Source organism: Modestobacter sp. VKM Ac-2984 (assembly GCF_026967985.1).
In the GTDB taxonomy this organism is placed as follows: Bacteria; Actinomycetota; Actinomycetes; order Mycobacteriales; family Geodermatophilaceae; genus Modestobacter.
Genome location: NZ_JAPVBJ010000002.1, coordinates 220,200 through 238,842 on the forward strand (window position 1 = coordinate 220,200; position 18,643 = coordinate 238,842).

17 protein-coding genes are annotated in these 18,643 nt (G+C 73.0%); 10 read left to right on the forward strand and 7 right to left on the reverse strand.

Annotation, left to right across the window (positions count from 1 at the left end):
* Positions 1 to 17 precede the first annotated feature (17 nt).
* The gene (locus tag O2W16_RS04965) at positions 18 to 2,369 is read right to left on the reverse strand and encodes a DUF6049 family protein (RefSeq protein WP_269157697.1); all 2,352 of its coding nucleotides are present in this window, start codon (positions 2,367 to 2,369) and stop codon (positions 18 to 20) included.
* Positions 2,366 to 2,842 carry an NUDIX hydrolase gene (locus O2W16_RS04970; RefSeq protein WP_036333049.1) on the reverse strand — a complete coding sequence of 159 codons (477 nt, stop codon included), beginning with the start codon at positions 2,840 to 2,842 and terminating at the stop codon, positions 2,366 to 2,368. Before O2W16_RS04970 ends, O2W16_RS04965 begins: the two co-directional genes overlap by 4 nt.
* Positions 2,843 to 2,884: 42 nt before the next feature.
* Here O2W16_RS04970 and O2W16_RS04975 point away from each other — a divergent pair, with 42 nt between their 5' ends.
* Positions 2,885 to 4,399, forward strand: a complete 1,515-nt coding sequence (locus O2W16_RS04975) for a CCA tRNA nucleotidyltransferase (RefSeq protein WP_269157698.1) — start codon at positions 2,885 to 2,887, stop codon at positions 4,397 to 4,399.
* Here the strand turns inward: O2W16_RS04975 and O2W16_RS04980 are convergent.
* Complete coding sequence (locus O2W16_RS04980) at positions 4,396 to 5,718, reverse strand: MFS transporter (RefSeq protein WP_269157699.1); 1,323 nt, start codon at positions 5,716 to 5,718, stop codon at positions 4,396 to 4,398. The two genes, O2W16_RS04975 and O2W16_RS04980, sit on opposite strands and share 4 nt — an antisense overlap.
* A gap of 87 nt (positions 5,719 to 5,805) precedes the next feature.
* On the opposite strand from O2W16_RS04980, the gene O2W16_RS04985 reads away from it, so the two are divergent.
* Positions 5,806 to 6,477, forward strand: a complete 672-nt coding sequence (locus O2W16_RS04985) for a YqgE/AlgH family protein (protein ID WP_269157700.1) — start codon at positions 5,806 to 5,808, stop codon at positions 6,475 to 6,477.
* Between the two features lie 132 nt (positions 6,478 to 6,609).
* Here O2W16_RS04985 and O2W16_RS04990 read toward each other — a convergent pair whose 3' ends face one another.
* The 3 genes from O2W16_RS04990 to O2W16_RS05000 form a co-directional block, all read right to left on the reverse strand.
* Entirely contained in the window at positions 6,610 to 7,374 is a 765-nt protein-coding gene (locus tag O2W16_RS04990) for a hypothetical protein (protein ID WP_269157701.1), read from the reverse strand.
* Between the two features lie 87 nt (positions 7,375 to 7,461).
* The gene (locus O2W16_RS04995) at positions 7,462 to 8,541 is read right to left on the reverse strand and encodes an inositol-3-phosphate synthase (RefSeq protein ID WP_269157702.1); all 1,080 of its coding nucleotides are present in this window, start codon (positions 8,539 to 8,541) and stop codon (positions 7,462 to 7,464) included.
* 87 nt (positions 8,542 to 8,628) lie between these two features.
* Positions 8,629 to 9,249, reverse strand: a complete 621-nt coding sequence (locus O2W16_RS05000) for a PadR family transcriptional regulator (RefSeq protein WP_269157703.1) — start codon at positions 9,247 to 9,249, stop codon at positions 8,629 to 8,631.
* A gap of 584 nt (positions 9,250 to 9,833) precedes the next feature.
* Between O2W16_RS05000 and O2W16_RS05005 the strand changes: the two genes are divergently transcribed.
* A complete protein-coding gene (locus tag O2W16_RS05005; RefSeq protein ID WP_269157704.1) occupies positions 9,834 to 12,098 on the forward strand; it encodes a transglycosylase domain-containing protein in 2,265 nt (754 codons plus the stop codon).
* A gap of 115 nt (positions 12,099 to 12,213) precedes the next feature.
* Positions 12,214 to 13,650, forward strand: a complete 1,437-nt coding sequence (locus tag O2W16_RS05010) for a glycosyltransferase family 87 protein (RefSeq protein ID WP_269157705.1) — start codon at positions 12,214 to 12,216, stop codon at positions 13,648 to 13,650.
* Here the strand turns inward: O2W16_RS05010 and O2W16_RS05015 are convergent.
* Positions 13,605 to 14,420: a deoxyribonuclease IV gene (locus O2W16_RS05015; protein WP_269157706.1), complete on the reverse strand. Its 816-nt coding sequence runs from the start codon at positions 14,418 to 14,420 to the stop codon at positions 13,605 to 13,607. The genes O2W16_RS05010 and O2W16_RS05015 overlap by 46 nt on opposite strands.
* Positions 14,421 to 14,592: 172 nt before the next feature.
* Here O2W16_RS05015 and rpsF point away from each other — a divergent pair, with 172 nt between their 5' ends.
* From rpsF to O2W16_RS05045, 6 genes are all read left to right on the forward strand, one after another.
* Positions 14,593 to 14,880, forward strand: coding sequence for a 30S ribosomal protein S6 (gene rpsF, locus O2W16_RS05020; protein WP_269157707.1), 288 nt, complete (start codon positions 14,593 to 14,595; stop codon positions 14,878 to 14,880).
* Positions 14,881 to 14,882: 2 nt separating this feature from the next.
* Complete coding sequence (locus O2W16_RS05025) at positions 14,883 to 15,389, forward strand: single-stranded DNA-binding protein (RefSeq protein WP_269157708.1); 507 nt, start codon at positions 14,883 to 14,885, stop codon at positions 15,387 to 15,389.
* A gap of 32 nt (positions 15,390 to 15,421) precedes the next feature.
* Positions 15,422 to 15,658 (forward strand): 30S ribosomal protein S18, encoded by a 237-nt coding sequence (gene rpsR, locus O2W16_RS05030; RefSeq protein ID WP_036333041.1) that lies wholly within the window; start codon positions 15,422 to 15,424, stop codon positions 15,656 to 15,658.
* A gap of 11 nt (positions 15,659 to 15,669) precedes the next feature.
* Complete coding sequence (gene rplI, locus O2W16_RS05035) at positions 15,670 to 16,116, forward strand: 50S ribosomal protein L9 (protein WP_269157709.1); 447 nt, start codon at positions 15,670 to 15,672, stop codon at positions 16,114 to 16,116.
* Between the two features lie 604 nt (positions 16,117 to 16,720).
* Complete coding sequence (dnaB, locus tag O2W16_RS05040; protein WP_036333037.1) at positions 16,721 to 18,091, forward strand: replicative DNA helicase; 1,371 nt, start codon at positions 16,721 to 16,723, stop codon at positions 18,089 to 18,091.
* A gap of 21 nt (positions 18,092 to 18,112) precedes the next feature.
* Positions 18,113 to 18,643, forward strand: coding sequence for a GNAT family N-acetyltransferase (locus O2W16_RS05045; RefSeq protein WP_269157710.1), 531 nt, complete (start codon positions 18,113 to 18,115; stop codon positions 18,641 to 18,643).

The window sequence follows — 18,643 nt, forward strand, 5'->3', positions numbered from 1 at the left end:
GCCGGCCGGTGGGCCGCTCACACCGGACTCCGGGCCGGCGGCGGACCGGCTGCCGGGTCCGCGGTCGGTGCCGGCTCGCCCCGCCGGCGGCGCAGCACGAAGCGCACCGCCCGGCGGAGGAAGAGCAGCGCCAGCAGCGCGGCGGCGCCGAGGGTGATCGCCAGGGTGACCGGGCCGTACGCGGTGCTCCGCACCTGGAGCTGCACCGCCTCGCCCAGGGGGCCGCCGGCCGGCGTCGTCAGCCGTGCCGTGACCGCGAACCCGCCGGACTGCTGGACGTCGGCCGGCACCTCGATCGTGGTGATCGACTCGGGCTCCAGCGTCTGCACGCCGATGTCCTCGGTGACCAGCCCGACGTTGCGCCGGCTCTGCAGGTCCAGCCGGACGTCGACGGCGAAGGGCAGGTCGTTGCGCACGGTGAGCACCAGCGGGGCGTCGCTGGAGGCGAGGGTGTAGGTCCCGTCCGCCGGGGAGACGAGGCTGACCTGCTCGCGGAGCCTCGCGACCGTCCCCTGCAGGTCGGCGACCGCGGCCTGGAACGCCTCCGGGTCGCCCCGCCACTGTGCGGACGCCGCCCGGGCGATCGCCGCGTCGTAGCCGGCCAGCGCCTCGTCGGCGTCGCCGACGACGGCGGCGGCGAAGTCGTCCCGCACCCCCGAGGTCTCCACGATCCCGGCCATCGTCGCGGCCGGCAGCCGGACGCCCGGCTCGGTGCCGGTCAGCTCCCCGACGTCGACGGCCGGGCGGTCGGCCAGGGCCGCGACCGACACCGGGGCCAGCCACGGCTGGGTGGCGGTGTCGGTCATCATCGCGGCCACCGTGCCCGGGTCGGGGTCGACCCAGCGGGGCGGGGCGACGAGCACGGTGGAGGGGACGCCGTCCGCCTGCTGGGCGTGCAGGGCGGCGAGCTCGGCCAGGTGGCGCTGCTCGACGAGCCGCCCGGCCTCCGGCCGCAGGGTGGCGGTCTCGACGGTCTCGGCCAGCTCCCCGTCGGCGACCAGCGCGGTGACCGGCCCGCCGGTGGTCTCCAGCACGCCGCGGACGGCCGCCGGGTCGCCGTCGTCCCCCACCGCCTGGCTGCCGTCGGTCAGTCCGTCCTCGGCCAGCACCACGGTGCCGACCCCGCCGGTGCCCAGGGTGGTCAGGGTGTCCTCGTCGAGGGTGCCCCCGGCCGGCCAGGCCAGGTCGGTGCGGGGCTGGACCCCGACCACCTCCTCGACGATCGCGGCCCCGGCCCCGGTGGGGGTGGTGCCGGCCCCCGGCGTGGGGACGAGGGCCCCGTCGGCCGTGCTGGGCTGCCGGACGCTGCCCGCGCCGGGCAGGGTGCGCAGGAGCGCCTCGGGCTCCCCGGCCGCCACCAGCGCGTCGGCGTCGACGTCGGCGTACGGGAGGGCCACCACGTCGTGGTCGGCGGCGAGCCGGCGCAGTCGTTCGAGCAGTTCGGCCGCGTCCGCGGTGCCGGTGCCCTCCTCGCCGTCCGCCAGGTAGGGGCCGGCGGCCATGGCCGCCAGCTCTTCCAGCAGCGCCGGGTCGACGGCGAGGGTGACCGGCACGGCGGGCACCGTCTCGGCCGCGGTCGCACCGGTGGTGCGCGGGAGCTGCTCGATCGTCTCCACGATGCGGTCCAGCCGGCCGCCGTCGTCGACCTGGGCGGCCAGCGCGTCATCGGTGAAGGCCCCGGTGGCGTCCCGGTGCGGACGGTCGGTGACCGGCCAGAGCCAGGCCACCTCGGTCCGGGCCGCCGGAGCCGTCTCCGAGGCCGGCGGCTGCACCACGAGGTGCGTGGCCAGCTCGGCCGCCCGCTCGGTGACCCCGTCCGCGCGGGTGCCGTTGACGTTGAGCAGGACCGGGTACACGCCCTCGGCCGTGAGCTGCAGGGCCTCGGCCGGGGTCGAGTAGCTGAACGTGAGGGACTCTCCGGGCTCGAGCTCGTCCGCACCGGGCACCTCGACGAAGGGCGTGGTCGCCGCGGTGTGGTCTCCCGGCCGGGCGAGGTCGGCGGCCAGCCCGGACCGGGTGGTCAGCACCTCACCCCGCTGCAGCCGCACCTCCAGGTCGTCATAGGTCTCGGTGCTGTCGTTGCGGAGGGTGGCGGTCACCTCGACGGCGGCATCGGGGGTGACGGTGCGCGGTTCCAGCCGGCTCACGGTCAGCTCCAGGGGCCGGTCGGCCGAGGAGCCGGTGGAGCTGTCGGGGTCGCCCGGCGCGGCGTGCGCGGCAGCCGGGACGCCCAGCAGGCCGGTGACGACGGTCGCGAGTGCGCCGAGCACCAGTCGACGACCGCCCTCCCGGCGGTCCCCGGTCGGCGTCGTCCTCGGTGCGGAGGTGCTGGGGCGGCCGTCGGCGCGGCCGGCGACCCGCCGGGTCACGCGCTGTCGGCCAGCAGGCCGGGCGCGCGCTCGACCAGCGCGCGCTCGTCGGCGTAGGCCAGTCGCCCGCCGAGTTCGGTCAGTGGCACCCAGGCGACCTCGGTGACCTCGACGTCCGCGTCGGACAGCGCGCCGCCGGTGGCCCGGAGGAGGAAGTGGTGGACCGTCTTGTGCACGCGGCGGCCGTCCGCGACGAACCAGAAATCGATGATGCCCAGGGGGGCGACGACCTGGCCGATGATGCCGGTCTCCTCGGCGACCTCGCGGACGGCGGTGTCCTCCGGCGTCTCGCCCTGCTCGATGTGCCCCTTGGGCAGGGACCACAGCAGGCGGCCGCGGCGGTCGGTGCGGCCGATCAGGGCGGCTCTCGGCCCGGTGACCTCGTCGTCTGCGACCACCAGCCCCCCAGCCGAGGTCTCGTCGACCCGACGCAGCCGGCGGCCGGGGCGCTGCCGCCCGCCCGTTCCAGCCATGCCAGCAGGGTAGCGCGCGGCACGGCACTACCCTCGACCGTCGTGTCAACCGACCCGTCGCGTCGCGCCCCCTCCGGCCCGACCTCGCCACCCGAGCCCGTCCCCGCGGCGGTGCAGCAGACGGTGCGGGAGCTCGTCGAGGTCTCCCCCGTGCTGGTCGCCCTGGGCGAGCGGTTCACCGCCGCCGGTCACGAGGTGCACCTCGTGGGCGGTTCGGTGCGCGACGCCCTCCTGGCGGCCGGGACCGGACGGCTCCTGCCCACCGGCGACCTGGACCTGACCACCGATGCGCGGCCGGAGCAGACCCTGGAGGTGCTGCGGGGCTGGGCCAGTTCCACGTGGAACACCGGGATCGCCTTCGGCACCGTCGGCGCCGAGGTGCGCGGTGAGCGGGTGGAGATCACCACGTTCCGGGCCGACCGCTACGACCGGGAGTCCCGCAACCCGGAGGTCGCCTGGGGCACCTCGCTCACCGACGACCTGGCCCGCCGCGACTTCACCGTCAACGCGATGGCGGTCTCGCTGGGGCCGGACCGCACGGTCACCGACCCCTTCGGCGGGCTGGGCGACCTGCTGGCCCGGCGGCTGCGCACCCCCGGCCGGGCGGTCGACTCCTTCGCCGACGACCCGCTGCGGATGCTGCGCGCGGTCCGCTTCGTCGCCCAGCTGGAGCTGACCCCGGACGACGAGGTGGTCGAGGCGATGACCGCCCTCGCCCCCGAGCTCGGCCGGATCACCGCCGAACGGGTGCAGCACGAGTTCTCCCGCACGCTGCTGAACGACGCTCCCGGCCCGGCGCTGGACCTGTTCGTCTCCACCGGGCTGGCCGACGTCGTCCTGCCCGAGCTCGCCGCGCTGCGGATGGAGATCGACGAGCACCACCAGCACAAGGACGTCTACGTCCACTCGCTGACCGTGCTGGACCAGGCGATCGCGCTGGAGAAGGCCGCGGCGCAGGCCGGGGAGGACGTCGAGTCCCCCGACCTGGTGCTGCGGCTGGCGGCGCTGCTGCACGACATCGGCAAGCCGGCCACCCGCCGGCACGAGCCGCGCGGCCGGGTCTCCTTCCACCACCACGAGGTGGTCGGCGCCAAGCTGGTGCGCAAGCGGCTGCTCGCGCTGAAGTACCCGAAGGACGTCGTCGAGGCGGTGTCCCGGCTGACCTTCCTGCACCTGCGCTTCCACGGGTACGGCAGCGGGGAGTGGACCGACTCCGCCGTCCGCCGGTACGTCACCGATGCCGGTGACCTGCTGCCGCGGCTGCACAAGCTGGTCCGGTCCGACTGCACCACCCGCAACCGGCGGCGGGCGGCCGCACTGTCGGCGACCTACGACTCGCTGGAACAGCGGATCACCGAGCTGTCGAAACTGGAGGACCTGGCCCGGGTGCGGCCGGACCTGGACGGCAACCGGATCATGGAGCTGCTGGACATCCCGCCGGGGCGCGAGGTCGGCGAGGCGTGGCGCTTCCTCAAGGACCTGCGGCTGGAGCGGGGTCCGCTGGAGCCGGAGGAGGCCGAGGCCGAGCTGCTCGCCTGGTGGCGGGCCCGCGGCTAGGTCAGCGACACCCGCAGGGCCAGCGGGGCGTCGTCGGTGCGGCGGGCCTCGGCCCGCGCCCAGCGGCTGAACGCCACGGCGGTGAGCAGGTAGCCGGCGGCGACCCCGATCAGCAGCGCCCAGCTGACCCCCGAGGCCGGCATCAGGAACGCACCGGCCAGCAGGGCCACCACGAAGGTGACGTTGAAGAGGGTGTCGTAGACGGAGAAGACCCGGCCGCGGAAGTCGTCGTCCACCGCCTCCTGCAGCGTGGTGTCGACACAGATCTTGATGCCCTGGGCGACGAACCCCAGCACGAGGACGGCGGCCACGATCGCCGCCGGCCGGAACACCCCACCCAGCGCCAACTGGCCGGTGCCGCCGAGCACCAGCAGGCCGCACACCCAGGCCGCCTTGCCCCACCGGCGCACCGCCCACGGGGTCACCGCGGCAGCCAGCAGGGTGCCGGCCGCGCCGGCCGCCAGGACCTGGCCCAGGCCGGCCAGCCCGCCCGGGAAGAGCCCGGTGTCCTCGGCGAAGGAGTTGCGGTAGAGCAGCAACGTCATGAGGGTCAGCAGCCCGTACATCAGCCGGTGCACCGCCATCACCGACAGGATCGCCGTCGCCGGGGGGTGCGCCAGCATGTGCCGGGCGCCGGCCACCATCCCGTGCAGCACGTCCCGGGCGCTGACCGTGGCGGCCAGGGTCAGGTGGTCGGGGCCCAGGTGGTCGCGGGAGAAGCGGGCGACGATGGCGGAGGCCACCAGGTAGGGCACCGCCGAGGCCAGGGCCAGGCCGGCGTAGCCGCCGCTCGCGGACCCGGTCAGCGCCGTCGCGCCGATGGCCACCCCGCCGCCGAGCACGGCCGCCACCGCGCCGGACGTCGTGGACAGCGCGTTGGCCGAGACCAGCGACGGTGCATCGGTGGTGTGCGGCAGCCCGGCGGAGAGGGCGGACAGGACGAAGCGGTTGACCGAGAACACCAGCAGGCCGGCGACGTAGAACCCGGGGCCCTGGACCCCCAGGAGGATCAGCGCGGCGACCACGACCACGAGGACGGCGCGCACCACGTTGGCGACCAGCAGCACCTGCCGGCGGCTCCAGCGGTCCAGCCACACCCCGGCGAACGGACCGACCAGCGAGTACGGCAGCAGCAGGACGGCGAACCCGGCGGCCACGTCGATCGGGTCGGTGGCCTGCTGGGGGTTGAACAGCACCGTGCCGGCCAGGGCGGCCTGGAAGACGCCGTCACCGAACTGGGAGGACAGCCGGGTGGCCAGCAGCCGACGGAAGTCACCACGCAGCAGGAGGTGACGCACGGTCGTGGGCGCCTGCTGCATCCCAGCCACACTACGTCGCCTGCGGGCGGTCAGGAGGCGGACGGATCAGCCACCCCTCCGCCCCGTCCCTGATGCACACTGGAGGCGATGAACCCGGTGCCCTCGCCACCCGACCCCGAGCGTCGCCCCACAGCCGGCAAGGCTGCGGGGCGGGGCAGGCGTACCGGCGTCCCGGCGCTGTCGATCGGCTCGCTGGACGACGTCCGGCCGGGCTGCCTGCTGGTCGCGATGCCGACCCTGACCGACCCGACCTTCGCCGGTGCGGTCGTCTACGTCCTGGACCACTCCGACACCGGCACCATCGGCGTCGTGCTCGGGCGGCCGAGCGAGGTCCGGATCGGTGACGTGCTGCCCGGGTGGTCCGAGCTGGCCGTCGAGCCGGGCGTCTTCCACGTGGGCGGCCCCTGCGAGGCCGACACCGCCCTGTGCCTGGCCACCCGCCGGGGCAGCGAGCCACTGCCGGCCGACAGCGGGCTCCGTGTGGTCGCCGGGGCGGTCCACCTGGTCGACCTGGACAGCGACCCGGCAGAGCTGGACGGCGAGATCGGCGGCCTGCGGGTGTTCGCCGGCTATGCCGGGTGGTCGGCCGGGCAGCTGGCCGGTGAGCTCGCCGAGGGCGCCTGGGCCTGCGTCGCCGGGATCCCGGGCGACGTGCTGACCGGCGCCTCGGGGCCCGAGCTGTGGCGATCGGTGCTGCGCCGCCAGTCGGGCCGGCTGGGCGTGCTCTCCACCGCCACGGCGGATCCCTCCGCCAACTGACGCGGGCGCCTGACCGACATGCCCGCGTGTCGACTCCCGGTGGCGGCCAGGACCTGGTAGGAATGAGCCCGCAGGAGGGGGCGACCTGGGGAAGAGGCCGCCCCCTCCTGCTCTGTCTCCAGCTCCTGCCGGTCAGAGGCCCAGGGCTCCGGCGATCTCCGGGTGCTCCGTGAGGCTCACCGTGTCGCCGTCGGCCGGGAGCGTGATGTCCCGCTCGCCGTGGTCGGCCAGGGTGATGGTGACGGGCACGTCCTGCAGCGTGGTGGCGTACTGCACCAGCAGCTCGCTGTCGGCGGCCACGGCGATCGTCGTCCCGGTGGGGTTCTGGAAGACCGAGGCGAGCTCCCCGTTGATCGACCGGCTCCCCGCCCAGGTGTAGCCGGCGAAGGACTCCGGGTCGTCCGCCGTCGTGGACGCGAGCCTGGGCACCATCTGGACCAGCACGTCCAGCAGCGAGGCCGTGCCGCCGGCCTGCGTGGTGGCGATCGGCCGGCGCACGTACGTGGCGGGTGGCAGGCCGGCCTCCTCGAGCTCCTCGGCCAGCCCCGGCACGTCGCCCTGCCACAGGTCCTCGCCGGTGAAGAAGAGGGTGCGGGTGTCCTCAGGACGCCCGTCGGCGTAGCTGGTGACGGCTTGCGCCCGGCCCGTCCCCTCGGTGAAGTCGATCTCGCCGGTGAGCGTCAGGACGGCGCCCTCGGCGTAGGGGGCGGTCGCCTCGAAGTCGGCGCCACCCTCCTCGCGGCCGGCGTAGAGGACCTGACCGAGGACCTCGGCCTCCGCGGAGCTCACCGGGTCGCCGGGGACGCGCTCGGCGGTCTCGTCGTCCCCGCACCCGGCGAGCAGGGCCAGCACCACCAGCAGGGAGGGCACGAGCAGGGGCGGGCGACGCAGCGGCATGCCGTCAACACTAGGAGCCGATGTCGGCCCCGGACGCGGAACGGCCCGCACCCGGTGAGGGGTGCGGGCTGTCCAGTGCTCCTGCTGTCAGCGCTCGACGTCCCCGCGGATGAAGGCCTCGACGGCGTCCCGGGCCTCGCTGTCGCTGTACTGCACGGGCGGGCTCTTCATGAAGTACGACGACGCGGACAGGATCGGCCCGCCGATGCCGCGGTCCTTGGCGATCTTCGCGGCCCGGACGGCGTCGATGATGATGCCGGCCGAGTTCGGGGAGTCCCAGACCTCGAGCTTGTACTCCAGGTTCAGCGGGACGTCGCCGAACGCGCGGCCCTCCAGGCGGACGTAGGCCCACTTGCGGTCCGACAGCCACGGCACGTGGTCCGACGGGCCGATGTGCACGTTGCCCTTGCCCATGTCCCGGTCGACCTGGCTGGTGACCGACTGGGTCTTGGAGATCTTCTTGGACTCCAGGCGCTCGCGCTCGAGCATGTTCTTGAAGTCCATGTTGCCGCCGACGTTGAGCTGCATGGTGCGGTCCAGCTGCACGCCGCGGTCCTCGAACAGCTTGGCCAGCACCCGGTGGGTGATGGTGGCGCCGACCTGGCTCTTGATGTCGTCACCGACGATCGGCACCCCGGCGGCGGTGAACTTGTCCGCCCACTCCTTGGTGCCGGCCAGGAAGACCGGCAGCGCGTTGACGAAGGCGACGCCGGCGTCGATCGCGGCCTGGGCGTAGTGCTCCGCGGCCTGCTGGGAGCCGACCGGGAGGTAGCAGACGACGACGTCGGCGCCGGACTCCCGGAGGGCGGCGGCCATGTCGACCGGCTTCTCGTCGGACTCCTCGACGATCTCGCGGTAGTACTTGCCCAGCCCGTCGAGGGTGGTGCCGCGCTGCACGGTCACGCCCAGTGGCGGCACGTCAGCGATCTTGATGGTGTTGTTCTCGCTGGCGACGATCGCCTCGGAGAGGTCGCGGCCGACCTTCTTGGCGTCGACGTCGAACGCGGCGACGAACTCGATGTCGGAGACGTGGTAGTCGCCGAACCGGACGTGCATGAGGCCGGGGACCGATGCGGTCTCGTCGGCGTCGCGGTAGTACTCGACGCCCTGGACGAGCGATGCGGCGCAGTTGCCGACGCCGACGATGGCGACCTTGACCGATGCCATGAGCTGACTCCCTCCGACGGACCCGACCGGGTCCGGACGATGTGCGGTGGACCGATGTGCGTGCTGTGGTGCTGGCGGTGCGGTGGTTCAGGTGGGGACGTCGTTGGGTGGTGGCGGCTGGGTGGGTGGTTGCCCCGCCCGGGCGGCCTCGGCGCGGGCGTCGTCGCGCTCGCTGTCGATGAGCTCGGTGAGCCACCGGACCTCACGGTCGACCGAGTCCAGGCCGTGCCGCTGCAGCTCGAGGGTGTAGCGGTCGAGCTTCTCCTGGGTGCGGCGCAGCGAGTCCATGAGCCGGTCGCGCTGGCGCTCGACGGTGCGCCGTCGGCCCTCCAGGATGCGCAGCCGCACGTCGGCGGCGGTGTGCCGGAAGAAGGCGAGGTGGACGCCGAACCGGCCCTCGTCGTCGTAGGCCTCGGGCCCGGTCTGGCTGACCAGGTCGGCGAAGCGCTCCTTGCCCTCGGCGGTGATCGCGTAGACGACCTTGCCGCGCCGGCCGGTGAGCGCCGGGGCGTCGGCGGGGAGGAGGGAGCGCGGGGTCGGGTCGTCGCTGGCGATCAGGCCGGCGGCCTGCAGCCGCTTGAGGGCGGGGTAGAGCGACCCGTAGGAGATCGAACGGAGCCCACCGAGGACGGCGGCCAGCTCCTTGCGCAGCTCGTAGCCGTGCATGGGCGACTGCTGCAGCAGGCCCAGGATGGCGAACTCGAGCACGGCGCCACCTCCAGGTCTGCCGGCGTTCACCGGATCGATGTATCGGCACGATACATCCGACCGCTGCACTGCCCGCAAGTCGGAGAGCCCGGCCACGGGCGCCTCACCAGCCCCATGTCGATCTCCGCAGCGGCCATGAAGCCCTGCTCAGTGCGTACATTGGCGGCCGTGCCCGGACGTCGGCCGGTGCTGGACGACGCGCTGGGTCGCCGCGACGCGGACCCCGCGAGGACCGCCGCCGGGCGGCGTCCCGCCGGGCAGCGCTGATGCGCTCCCAGTCGACACACAGCTGAAGACGTCACCCTGGACGCCCAGGACCGCCTGCACCCCGGCGGCTGAGCACCCACGACCTGCAGGAAGGGGCCCACCGCGTGCCTCCCCACGACGAGACCGCCCGCGTCACCCCCGGTGCCGGCTCGGTCCGCCGTCCCCCGCCGGCCCGGGCCCGCGCCGGCTCCGGCAGCAGCGGTGCTGCTGGCGCCCGCCGCCCACCCGCTGCCCGGGCCCGGCCGACGGCGTCCCGTGACGGTGGTGGGCGTCCGGCGGCCCGGTCCGGTGGGGGCAGTGGCGGTGGTCGTCCGCCGGTGAAGCCCCCGACCGGTGGGCGGCGGCCCGGTGGCAGCAGCCGGCCGCCCGGTGGTGGCAAGAAGAAGGGTGCGAAGCAGAAGCGTCGGCGCGTGCTGAAGGTGCTCGCCGGGGCGTTCCTGAGCATGCTGGTGCTGCTGGGCGTCTTCGTGGGCGTGGTCTACGCCACGACCGAGGTGCCCACGCCGGAATCGGTGCAGACCGACCAGACGACCGTCGTGTACTACGCCGACGGCGTCACCGAGATGGCCCGGCTGGGCAACGAGAACCGGACGAACGTCTCCCTCGCGGAGATCTCGGAGCCGGCCCAGAACGCCGTGCTGGCCGCGGAGAACCGGGCGTTCTACACCGACCCGGGCATCTCCTTCACCGGCATCGTGCGCGCGGCGTGGAACAACCTGACCGGCGGCTCGACCCAGGGTGGCTCCACCATCACCCAGCAGTACGTGAAGAACGCCTTCCTGACCTCCGACCAGACGTTCAGCCGCAAGTTCAAGGAGCTCTTCCTCGCGGTCAAGCTGGACAACGAGTACTCGAAGGAGCAGATCCTCGAGAACTACCTGAACACCATCTACTTCGGTCGCGGGGCCTACGGCATCGAGGCGGCGGCGAACACCTACTTCGGGGTGTCGGCCGCAGAGCTCACCCCCGAGCAGGGTGCGGTGCTCGCCGTGCTCATCCGCAACCCCAGCGCGAACGACCCGGAGACCAACCCGGAGGGCGCGAAGGACCGCTGGGGCCTGGTGCTGGACGCGATGGTGGAGCAGGGCTGGCTGGACGCCGCAGCGCGGGAGGCCGCCGTCTACCCGGCGGTGCTGCCCAACACCGGCAGCAGCTCCGGCATCCCGGCCGGCCCGGAGGGGCTGATCGTGCGCCAGGTCCTCGCCGAGCTGGAGCAGCAGCCGTTCAGCTACACCCGGGACGACATCTACTCCGCCGGTCTCCGGATCACCACGACGGTGGACAAGGCCAAGCAGGACGCCGCGGTCGCCGCGGTGAACGACGTGATGGCCGGCGAGCCGGCGAACCTCCGGGAGGCGCTGGTCGCGGTCGACCCGACGACCGGCGGCGTGCTGGCCTACTACGGCAACGACCTGAGCAGCAGCGAGGACCCGGCGGTCGACACCACCGACTACGCCCAGGCGCTCAAGGCGCCGGGCTCGTCGTTCAAGCCGTACACCCTGGCCGCCGCACTGCAGAACGGCTACAGCGTCGGCACCCGCCGCGACGGCAGCTCTCCGCAGGAGTTCCCCGACCGGCCCGGGCTGCCGGTGGTCAACTCCGGCAACGCGCAGTGCGGCAACTGCACGCTGAAGGAGGCGATGACCAGGTCGCTGAACACCACGTTCTATGGCCTGGCCTACGAGGTCGGCCCGGAGGTGGTCGCCGAGACGGCCCGGCAGGTCGCCGGGATCCCGAAGATCTGGGACCAGGACCGGGACGACCCCACGGTGCCCGAGGACCTGACCGGCTTCGAAAGCCTCAGCATCCCGGAGACCCACACCACCGGTGGCTCGATCGGTATCGGGGAGTACCCGGTCCGGCCGATCCAGCAGGCCGCCGGCTTCGCCACCTTCGCCGCCGGCGGGGTGCAGCACGCGACGCACTTCGTCGCCTCGGTCGCCGACAGCGCCGGCACGGTGCTGGGCACCGGGACGACCGCGTCGACGCAGGCGTTGTCGGCGGAAGTGGCCAACGACGTCACCTTCGCCCTGACCGACGTGGCCGAGAGCTCCGACCTGTCGCTGGACGGCGACCGGCCGGTGGCGGCGAAGACCGGCACCCAGGGCGCGAACCGGACCGACAACTCCGACGCCTGGATGGTCGGCTACACGCCGTCGATCTCCACCGCGGTGTGGGTCGGGACGAAGGGCATCGAGCCGATCGTCAACTCCCGGGGGAACATCGTCTACGGCTCCGGGCTGCCGGGGGAGATCTGGCAGCAGTTCATGGACGCCGTGCTCGCCGGCACCCCCGAGGAGCCGCTCCCGTCCAAGTCGCTGATCAAGGGGGATCCGGACAAGGGCGTTCCGGAGCCGACGCGGGAGGCCCCTGCCCCCACCCGGAGCGAGGCACCGGCACCGCAACCGGCGCCGGTCACCCGCCAGGCTCCGGCGCCCAGCCGGACGCCGAGCAGCGCTCCGGCTCCGGTGACCACCCAGGCGCCCGAGGTGGAGGAGGCACCGGTCACCTCGACGCCGCCGGTCCCTCCGTCGTCGGCACCGACGACGACGGCACCGCCCGCCCCGACGCCGAACGGCTGACCGGGGCAGCAGGCAGACTGACCCGGTGAGTGCGACACCGACGGGCCCGTCCGTTCCAGCCGATCGGCTGGGGGGCGGGCCCGAGGTGTCTGCGCCGCCGGAGCCGGACCGGATCGTGCCGACCTGGACCGATCCGGTGGCGATCCAGGCCAGCGAGGCGGTGGGCGGTCCCTGGGGTCGGCACGCCGTCACCGGGCGGGCCCGGTTCTGGACGCCGCTGCGGGTGTGCCTGCTGTTCACCGTCGTCGTGCTCGGCCTGGCCTGGGTCAAGCAGGCGCCCTGCGCCGGTGGCGACTGGTCGGGCAGCAAGCAGTACACCCACTTCTGCTACAGCGATCCCATCCCGCTGTTCTTCACCCACGGGGTGGGCGACGGGCAGGTGCCCTACCTGGACTCCGCCGTCGAGTACCCGGTGCTCATCGGTGCGTCGATCCAGGGCGCCGCGGTGATCGCGCGCGCCTGGGACGATCTCGCGGGGGGCATCTCCGCCGCGCCGGTGGCGAGCTTCTACGTCGTCACCTGTCTGCTGCTGGCGCTGCTGGCGCTGCTGGTGACCCGGGGCGTCCTGGGCCTGGCCGGGCGCCGGCCCTGGGACGCCGCGATGGTCGCGCTGTCACCGCTGCTGCTGGTGCACGCCTTCACCAACTGGGACCTGCTGGCCATCGCGCTGACCACCCTCGGGATGTGGGCGTGGGCGCGCCGGAACCCGGTGCTGGCCGGCGTGCTGATCGGGCTGGGGGTCTCGGCGAAGCTCTACCCGGTGATCGTCCTGGGCGTGCTGTTCGTGCTGTGCCTGCGCGCCGGCCGGCTGCGGGCCTGGCTGTCGGCGACCGTGGCCGCCGGGCTGGCCTGGCTGGCGGTGAACCTGCCGGTGGCCCTCGTCGCGCGGGAGAACTGGGCCCGGTTCTTCACCTTCAGCGACGTCCGGCCGGCGAACCCGGAGAGCATCTGGGCGATCGCCCTGTACCTGACCGACGACCGGATCCTGGACGGCCCGCTCGCCGAGGGGCAGACGCCGTCGGTGCTCAACGCGACCGTCGCGGTGGTGCTGCTGCTGTCGGCCGCCGCGGTCTCCTGGCTGGCCCTGGCCGCCCCGCTGCGCCCGCGACTCCCCCAGTTGGCGTTCCTGCTGGTCGCGGCCTTCCTGCTGCTGAACAAGGTGTGGAGCCCGCAGTTCTCGCTGTGGCTGCTGCCGCTCGCGGTGCTCGCCCGGCCGCGCTGGCGTTCCCTGTTGCTCTGGCAGGCCACCGAGGTGCTGGTCTGGGTGATGACCATGCTGTATTACCTGGGTGCCGACGACAACGGCGTCGGCGTGGAGTGGTTCTACCTCGCGGTGGTGGTGCGGGACGTCGCCGTCCTCGTGCTGATGGCACTGGTCGTGCGGGAGGTCTGGTCACCGGACCGGGACCTGGTGCGCCGCAGCTGGCCGGGCACCGACGACCCCGCCGGCGGCCCCCTCGACGGTGCCCCCGACCGGTGGGTGCTCCCCAGGCCGATGGGCCGGGCTCAGCCCGCGAGCGCCTCGCGCAGCAGGGCGATCTCCTCGGCGTGACCGGCGGTGTCACCCGGGGTCTCCAGGACGACGGGGGCGCCGGCGGTGCGGGCCACGCCGACCAGCAGCTCCAGCGGGATCTCCCCGGCGGTCAGCGGTGCGTGCCGGTCGCGGCCGGAACCGGCGGGGTCGCGGCTGTTGTTCAGGTGCACCAGGTCGATCCGGCCGGTGATCGCCCGGACGTCGTCCACCACCCGGGACAGGTCCCAGCCGGCGGCCCAGGCGTGGCAGGTGTCCAGCACGAACCCCGCCCCGAACTCCCCCACCGCCTCCCACAACCGGGCGACGGCGTCGAGGTCACGGGCCATCGCGTTGTCCCCGCCCGCGGTGTTCTCGATCAGCACCGGGACGCCGAAGCCGCCCTCGTCGGCCTGCCGGGCGAAGGTCTTGCGCCAGTTGTCGGCCCCGGCCGCCGGGTCGTCCTTCGCCAGCACGTGCCCGCCGTGCACGACCATGCCCCGCGCACCGACGGCGGCCGACGCCTGGGCGTGCTGGCCGAGCAGCTTGCGGCTGGGGATGCGGATCCGGTTGTTGGTCGAGGCGACGTTGAGCACGTAGGGGGCGTGCACGAAGACGGCGACGTCGGAGCCGAGCAGCGCCTCGGCGTCCGGCCGTGGCCTGGGCGCCTTCCAGCCCTGCGGGTCGGCCAGGAAGACCTGCACCGCGTCGGCGTCCAGCTCGGCCGCGCGGGCCAGCGGGCCGCCGTCGGCCAGCTCGTTCTCCTCGGTCAGACCCGGTCCGACGTGCACGCCGATCAGCTGCTCAGCCACCCGCAGCAGAGTAGGCCCACCCGCCGCGCGGACACGGTGGGTGGCGTGCACTGGTAGCCTGGCCGGTGCGCGTCCTCTCCTGCCTCCTGCAGGTCCGGGCGCGCGACGCATGTACGACCCTCCTGCTGCAGACACCCTGCGGCCGCTGAGACCAGAGGAGGTGGGGTTCTCCGTGCGTAACTACGAACTGATGATCATCCTCGACCCTGAGCTCGAGGAGCGGACCATCGCTCCCAGCCTGGATCGTTTCCTGACCGTCGTCACCAACTCCGGTGGCACCGTCAAGACGGAGATCTGGGGCCGCCGTCGGCTGGCCTACGAGATCGACAAGAACGCCGAGGGCATCTACGCGATCGTCGACATCCAGGCCGAGCCGGCCGCCGTCGCCGAGCTGGACCGTCAGCTGAACCTCAACGAGTCCATCCTGCGCACCAAGCTGATGCGCCCCGAGGCTCACTGACCATGGCCGGCGAGACCGTCATCACCGTCATCGGGAACCTGACGGCCGACCCGGAGCTGCGGTTCACCCCGTCCGGCGCCGCCGTCGCCAACTTCACCGTGGCCTCGACCCCCCGCACCTTCGACCGTCAGTCGCAGGAGTGGAAGGACGGCGAGGCGCTGTTCCTCCGGTGCAACGTCTGGCGCCAGGCGGCGGAGAACGTCGCCGAGTCGCTCACCCGCGGTTCGCGGGTCATCGTGTCGGGCCGGCTCAAGCAGCGGTCCTTCGACACGAAGGAAGGCGAGAAGCGCACCGTCATCGAGCTGGAGGTCGACGAGATCGGCCCCTCTCTGCGGTACGCCACCGCCAAGGTCACCCGCGCTGCGCGCAGCGAGGGTGGCGGCGGCGGGTTCGGCGGCGGCGGCGGCAACAGCGGTGGCAGCGGTGGCGGTGGTGGTGGCTTCTCCGGTGGCGGAGCGAGCGACCCCTGGTCCACCCCGCCGGCGTCGTCCGACGAACCGCCTTTCTGATCCCCCCTCTGTACTGATCTCTGGAGAACCCAGTGCCCAAGCCTCCCCCCCGCAAGATCAAGAAGAAGGTCTGCCAGTTCTGCAAGGACAAGGCGACCTACATCGACTACAAGGACACGACCCTGCTGCGGAAGTTCATCTCCGACCGCGGCAAGATCCGTGCCCGCCGCGTCAGCGGCAACTGCAGCCAGCACCAGCGTGACGTCGCCGTGGCCGTGAAGAACAGCCGCGAGATGGCACTGCTGCCCTACACCTCCACGGCGCGCTGATCATGAGCACCATGAAGCTGATCCTGACGCAGGAGGTCACCGGCCTCGGTTCCTCCGGCGACACCGTCGAGGTCAAGGGCGGGTACGCCCGCAACTACCTCCTGCCCCGCGGGCTGGCCATGCTGGCCACCCGTGGTGCCGAGAAGCAGGTCAACAGCCTGCGCCGGGCGCGGGCTGCCCGCGACGTGCGTTCGCTCGAGGAGGCCCAGACGGTCGCCGGTCAGCTCTCGAAGCTGACCGTCACGTTGCCGGCCCGCTCGGGTGACGGCGGCCGCCTGTTCGGTCGCATCACCACCGCCGACGTCGCCGCTGCGGTCACCGCTGCTGGCGGCCCGGAGCTCGACCGTCGCCGGATCGAGCTGCCCAGCAGCATCAAGAGCCTCGGCACCCACACCGTCACGGTGCGGGTCCACCCGGAGGTCTCCGTCCCGGTCACCCTGGACGTCGTCGCCGGCTGATCGAGGCCGCCTTTCCACAGCACTGCCCACGAGGGGCGTCGGACTCCGGTCCGGCGCCCCTCGTGGCGTTCCCGGGGCCCGGTCGAGGCACTCCCGTGTCGACACGGGAGCGGACCCGACCGTGGACGGCAGGTGAACGGCATCGCCGGCGGCCCTGGGGCCCTCGGCGACCGCCGGCGTCCGGGGCGACCGAAGGAGGTCGCCCGGCCGTTACGCGTGTGACCTGCGGGGATCCGCCGACACGCCCGGACCGCGAGTTCTGCGGGAAGTTGCCGGATTTCTTCCGTCCACACCCCGGGACAGGCCCCCGTGCAGGTGACGAGGGGGTGACGGGGACACGACGTCCCCGGTTCCACCACGGTCTCCACACGGTGACCGCCTCCATCCACCGACTTGTCCACAAGTTGTGCAGATCGGCGTGCACAGCGGTGTTGGACGCGCCCCCTCCCCGGTTCCTAACGTCACCCCAGCTACCGCCGGGCGCGAACTGTCGGCGCTCGGTGGTAGCTGTTGTGCGAACAGCAGTTCGAACGGCAGTGAGAGCAGGGCGCGCCGCAGGCAGGCCTCCAGGTCTGGGTGGGCGCGGGACGAGGAGGACATCAGCGTGGCGGTCGTCGACGACATCAGCAGGCCGAGGGTCACGGCTCCGGAGTACGACCGGCAGCCCCCTCAGGACGTCGCTGCCGAACAGTCGGTGCTCGGCGGCATGCTGATGAGCAAGGACGCGATCGCCGACGTGGTGGAGGTCCTGGCCGGCCCCGACTTCTACCGCCCGGCGCACCAGGTCGTCTTCGACGTCATCCTCGACCTGTACGGGCGGGGTGAGCCCGCCGACGCGATCACCGTCGCCGCGGAGCTGAACCGCACCGACCAGCTGTCCAAGATGGGCGGCGCGGTCTACCTGCACACGCTCATCGCCTCCACCCCCACCGCGGCGAACGCCGGGTACTACGCGGCGATCGTCGCCGAGCAGGCGGTGCTGCGGCGGCTGGTCGAGGCCGGTACCCGGGTCGTGCAGCTCGGCTACGGCGCCGCCGGTGGCAAGGGCGACGTCGACGACATCGTCGACCGCGCCCAGCAGGAGATCTACGACGTCACCGAGAAGCGGATGAGCGAGGACTACTCCCGCCTGGCCGACGTCCTGCAGCCGACGATGGACGAGCTCGACGCGATCGCCTCCCGGGGTGGCACGGCGCGCGGTGTCCCGACCGGGATCCGCGACCTCGACGAGCTCACCAACGGCCTGCAGTCGGGCCAGATGGTCGTCATCGCCGCCCGCCCCGGTGTCGGCAAGAGCACGCTGGGGCTGGACATCGCGCGGTCGGCCACGGTGAAGCACCACATGCCCGCGGCGATCTTCTCCCTCGAGATGAGCAAGCACGAGATCACCATGCGTCTGCTGTCGGCGGAGGCGAAGGTCCCGCTGCACCACATGCGCGCCGGCACGCTGTCGGACGAGGACTGGTCGAAGCTGGCCCGCCGGATGGGCGAGATCGCCGATGCGCCGCTCTACATCGACGACTCACCGAACATGACGATGATGGAGATCCGGGCGAAGGCGCGGCGGCTCAAGCAGCGCAACGACCTCAAGCTCATCGTCATCGACTACCTGCAGCTGATGACCTCGGGCAAGAAGGTCGAGAGCCGCCAGCAGGAGGTCTCGGAGTTCTCCCGTGCGCTGAAGCTGCTGGCGAAGGAGCTCGAGCTCCCGGTCATCGCGATGAGCCAGCTGAACCGCGGGTCGGAGCAGCGTCAGGACAAGAAGCCGATGCTGTCGGACCTCCGTGAGTCCGGCTCGATCGAGCAGGACGCCGACATGGTGATGATGATCCACCGCGAGGACATGTACGAGAAGGAGTCCCCGCGGGCCGGCGAGGCCGACATCATGCTGGTCAAGCACCGCAACGGCCCCACCGCGAACGTCACCGTCGCCTTCCAGGGCCACTACAGCCGCTTCGTCGACATGGCGAACTGACCCTCGTCGATGTGACATGACGTGCCCCGCCTGATCGAGCCGACGACCACGCTGCACACCGCGTGGCTGGAGGCGCGCGACGACTGGGGGCCCGGCGTGCACGAGGACGGGTTCGGTCTGCACGCCGATGACGAGGTCGAGACCGCGGACGGGTTCGCGGCCTGGGTGCGACGTCTGCGGACGGAGTCGGAAGCGGCCTCCCCGCCGGTTGCCGGGCGGGTTCGCACGACCCACTGGTGGCTGGTCGAGGGAGACGCCGTGCTCGGCGGTGTCGCACTGCGTCATGACCTGAACGACTTCGTGCTCCGGGTGGGCGGCCAGGTCGGGTACGGCATCCGTCCCTCGGCTCGGCGGCGTGGTCTCGCGACCTGGGCGCTGGGCGAAGTCCTGTCGACGGCGAAGGCGGAGGGACTCGACCGGGTCCTCCTCGCCTGCGCGGACGCCAACGCCGCGTCGGCGCGCGTCGTCGAACGGCTCGGCGGGCTCCTGGAGGACGTCCGGGACACCGAGTGGGGGCGCACCAGGCGGTACTGGATCGCACTCCAGCACTAG